Raw genomic sequence first — 3,900 nt, 5'->3', positions numbered from 1 at the left:
CGCACCCCCGCGCCCCGCCCCCCCCCCCCCCCCCCCCCCCCCCCCCCCCGCCCCCCCGCCCCCCCCCCCCCCCCCCCCCCCGCGCGCCGCCCGCCCCCCCCCCCCCCCCGCGACGGCGGACCGGTGTGCACCACTCCTACGATCCTCATCGTGCCCTCGTCGTCGGCGGACTCCCCGCACCCCGCAGCGACAGGGCTCGACGTCCGGCCCTTCCGCGCCCTGACCTACCGGCGACGAGACCCCGGGCACCTGGCCCGGGTGAGCTCGCCAGCCTACGACCTGGTGACGCCCGATGGGCGGGAGCGCCTGGCCGAGGCCGATCCGCACAACATCGTCCGCCTGATCCTCCCCCGCGTCGCGCCGGCTCCGGACGACGCGGGCGCGGACGGGTTGCGCCGATCGGTCGAGCAGGCGGCCCGGACGCTGGGCGAGTGGCGGGCCGCCGGGGTGCTGGAGCGGGACGAGGACCCGGCGCTGTGGGTCTACGAGATGCGGTCCCCCGACGGGGCGGCAGCCACGGTCGGCTGGCTGGGCGCCGTCGGACTGCCCCCGGCCGGGTCCCGGGCCGTCCTGCCCCACGAGGACACCTACCCGGTCGCGGTGGAGGGCCGCCGAGCGCTCCTGGCCGCGACGAGCACCGACCTGGAGCCGATCGTCCTGGCCCACGATCCCGACCCCGAGGTGTCCCGGCTCACCGCCGCGGTGAGCGCGGGGGAACCGGCCCTCGTGGTGACCGACGCCGACCAGGTCCGGCACACGCTGTGGCGGGTCACCGACCCCGACCTCCTGGAGCGGGTGGCCGCCAGCCTCGCCCGTACCGGCGCGGTCATCGCCGACGGGCACCACCGCTTCGCGGCCGCCCAGGCGCACGCACGGGCTCGCCCCGACATCCCCGGCGCCCAGGCCATCCTCGCCCTCGTGACGCCCATGGGCCCGGGCGGACTGCGCGTGCACGGCATCCACCGGGTGCTCCCGGACCTGCCGCTGGAGGAGGCGATGGGCCGGGCCGCCGGCGGCTTCGCCGTGGGTGAGCTCGAGGTCAGCGACGGCGGGACGGTCGACGTCGCGCGCCGGTGGCTGGCCGACCCCGGGGAGTCCGGCCTGCTGGTCAGCGACGGCGACCGCCTGCTGCGGCTGACCCGCCCGACGGAGGAGGTGCAGGCCGCCGTCCCCGCCCAGGCGCCGAACGCCTGGCGGGCGCTCGACGTCGTGCTCGCCCACCACGGGCTGTTCCAGACGCTGTGGGGCCGCGGGGACGACACGGGGTCGGTCGCGGTCGCCCACACGCTTGAGGAGGCGCTCAGCGGCGCGCGGGCGCGTCGCGGCGTCGCCGTCCTGCTGCGGGCTCCCTCGCCGGCCGACGTCGCCGCGGTGGCGCGGGCCGGTGCGCGGATGCCTCGCAAGTCGACGCTGTTCGTCCCCAAGCCGCGCACCGGCCTGGTGCTCCGCCCGCACACGGACTGACCGGACGCTCACGCGGTCGCGACCGCCGCGCCGCCGGACGAGCGGGGCACCTTGCGACCGCGCCGGCAGTTGACCTCGCACACCGACGCGGTGCCGTTGGGGGTCCGCCAGAAGCGGCGCTGCAGCGCCCCCTCGACCTCCACGACGTCACCCGGCTCCCAGGCGGCGACCCGGCGCTGCAGCGCCCGGTCATAGGTGATGCAGCTGAGGACGTCGACCGACTGGCCACGCGCCCGGGGCTCGGGCCGGCGCACCACCAGCCGGAAGGTGACCAGCGTGTCCCCGCTGGGGAGGGTGCGCAGCTCCGCGGGGGCCGAGAGCCGCCCGCGGAGCACCACGTCGTTCCGATCGATGACTGCCACGCTCATGACGGCAGCCTGGCCGCCGACACGGTCGGGGCACAGGCTCCGCGCCCGGCTGTGGAACACCGCACCCGGTGTGGACGGGCGAGGACCCGGTGTCGGTGGTCAGTGCTGCCCGGGGTCCTCCGGCGGCTCCACCTCGCCCAGCAGCTCGGCGACCTCGGCCTCGATGTCCTCGTCGAGCACCGGCTCCCGGTCGTCCTCCGTGTCGGGAACCGGCGGCGCGGACGACCCGGCCTCGAGCTCCGCGGCAGCCTGGGACCCCGGGATCGGCTCGGCCTCCGGGATCGCCTCGGGCGCCGGGGTCGGCTCCTCGCCGGGCAACTCCTCCTCGGAGAACTCGACGTCCGGCTCCTCGGGGGTGTGCGCGGCGACGACCTCGGACCACGCGCGGGCGAGTTCCTCCTCGCCGGCCGTCTCCAGGAGATCGGCGTAGGCGCTGGCCAGGCGCAGCATCCCGGGGTCGGCGAGGTCGACCGAACCCGGACGCGGCCGGCCACCGAGGGCCGCCTCCAGCACCAGCCGGGCCGCGGGGAGCTCGCCGAGGTCCTGCCGGGCGCCGGCCTCCACCAGTCGCAGCTCCACCGTCTCGGCGGCGTCCGGGCCCTCGTCCAGCGCCTCCCGGACCAGGCGCAGCGCCACCTCCGGCCGCCCCAGCGCGCGTTCACAGTCGGCGAGGACGGCGCGGTAGCCCTCGTCGCCGCTCATCCGCCGGTAGGCGCGCAGCTCCCGGGCCGCCTCGGCGTAGTCGCCCGCGTGGTACGCGGCCACCCCGACCGCCTCGCGCACGACCGCGAGCCGCGAGGCCCGGTCCCGTGCCGCGCGGGCGTGCGCCAGCGCCTCGGCAGGGTCGTCGTCGACCAGCGTGCCTGCAGCGACCAAGTGCCCGGCGACGCGGGTGGCGTTGCGCGGATCGAGCCCACGCAGCGCCTGCCGGACCGACGCGTCGAGGTCGCGCGGGTCGGCCCACTCGGGGATCTCCGGCCCCGGCGGTACCGGCGGCGTGCGGTCGATCCGGGCGCTGGCCGGAGGACGGCCGGGTCGGTCCGCCGACGGACGGCGATCCCGCCAGTCCCCGCCGGCGCCCGCCGCCCGCTGCGGACGGCGTTCCTGCCAGGACCCAGTCGCGTTCCCGCCGGGACGCTGGGGGCGGTCGCCGGCCGGACGCCGGTCCTGCCAGCCGCCCCGCTCCCCCTCGACGGGCCGGCGACGCTCGCCGGCCGGGCGGTCCGCGGGAGGACGTCGGTCGCTCGAGGTCCCCTCAGGCCCGCCGCCACGCTGCCAGGTGCCCCGGTCACCTCCCGTGCGGTCACCTCCGGGACGGCGCTCACGCCAGTTCCCGCGGGCCTCCCCGGGCCGCTGGGGGCGGTCCCGCTGCGGACGGCGGTCCTGCCACTCCCCACGGCCCTCCGCCGACCGCTGGGGACGGTCGTCCTCGGGACGGCGCTCACGCCAGTTCCCGCGGGCCTCCCCGGGCCGCTGCGGCCGATCCCGCTGCGGGCGCCGGTCCTGCCACTCCGACCGTGGTCCCCCCGCACGCGGCGCGCCCTCGCGCTGCGGCCGGTCTCGCCAGCGCGGCTGGTCGGCCTGTGGCCGGCGGTCCCGCCAGTCGCCCCCCGCGCCGGCCGACCGCTGCCCCTGCGAACGCTCTGGACGGTCGCCCTCACGACGCTCGTCCCTCGGCCGGCGGTCCTGCCGGTCATCGCGACGCGACCGGTCCGCCCCTGCCCCACCACCGGTGGGACGCCGCCCCTGATAGCCACCCTGGCTGGCGCCGGCCCCGCCGGAGCGCTGGTACCCCGGGCGCTGCGGCCGCCCCTGACCGCCGCTGCGGCCGCCGCGCGGACCGCCTTGTCCACCGGCGCCGCCAGCGCCTCGTCGGGGGGAAGTCATGACTGTGTGCGTACCTCGATGCCGGCTGCAGCACCCACCGGTGCCGAGATGAGATTCCCTGGAAGCACGAGAACGGGGGTCAGAGCCACGTGGCTCTGACCCCCGTTCCGTGAAAGGTTGTCCGGCGGCGTCCTACACTACCACCCCCTCTCCGGGGCACTACCATCGGCGCTGAGATCCT

At 78.2% G+C, this 3,900-nt stretch carries 3 protein-coding genes; 1 reads left to right on the top strand and 2 read right to left on the bottom strand.

What is annotated here, in order from left to right:
- The first annotated feature begins 150 nt into the window (after positions 1–150).
- Positions 151–1,464, top strand: coding sequence for a DUF1015 domain-containing protein (locus ACI79C_RS25170; protein WP_456948437.1), 1,314 nt, complete (start codon positions 151–153; stop codon positions 1,462–1,464).
- Between the two features lie 8 nt (positions 1,465–1,472).
- Here ACI79C_RS25170 and ACI79C_RS25165 read toward each other — a convergent pair whose 3' ends face one another.
- Both ACI79C_RS25165 and ACI79C_RS25160 read right to left on the bottom strand, forming a co-directional pair.
- On the bottom strand, positions 1,473–1,832 hold the full coding sequence (locus ACI79C_RS25165; RefSeq protein WP_456948436.1) for a single-stranded DNA-binding protein: 360 nt from the start codon (positions 1,830–1,832) through the stop codon (positions 1,473–1,475).
- A gap of 99 nt (positions 1,833–1,931) precedes the next feature.
- Positions 1,932–2,708, bottom strand: a complete 777-nt coding sequence (locus ACI79C_RS25160; protein ID WP_456948435.1) for a hypothetical protein — start codon at positions 2,706–2,708, stop codon at positions 1,932–1,934.
- Positions 2,709–3,900: the final 1,192 nt, after the last annotated feature.

The sequence above is a fragment of the Geodermatophilus sp. SYSU D00697 genome (genome assembly GCF_054050175.1).
Note: the sequence above shows the minus strand (reverse complement) of the source record. Positions and strands in the feature narration are given on the sequence as shown.

Bases quoted from the DNA above. Each gene is read 5' to 3' on its own strand.
- ACI79C_RS25165 (WP_456948436.1), bottom strand. From the start codon at position 1,832: ATGAGCGTGGCAGTCATCGATCGGAACGACGTGGTGCTCCGCGGGCGG.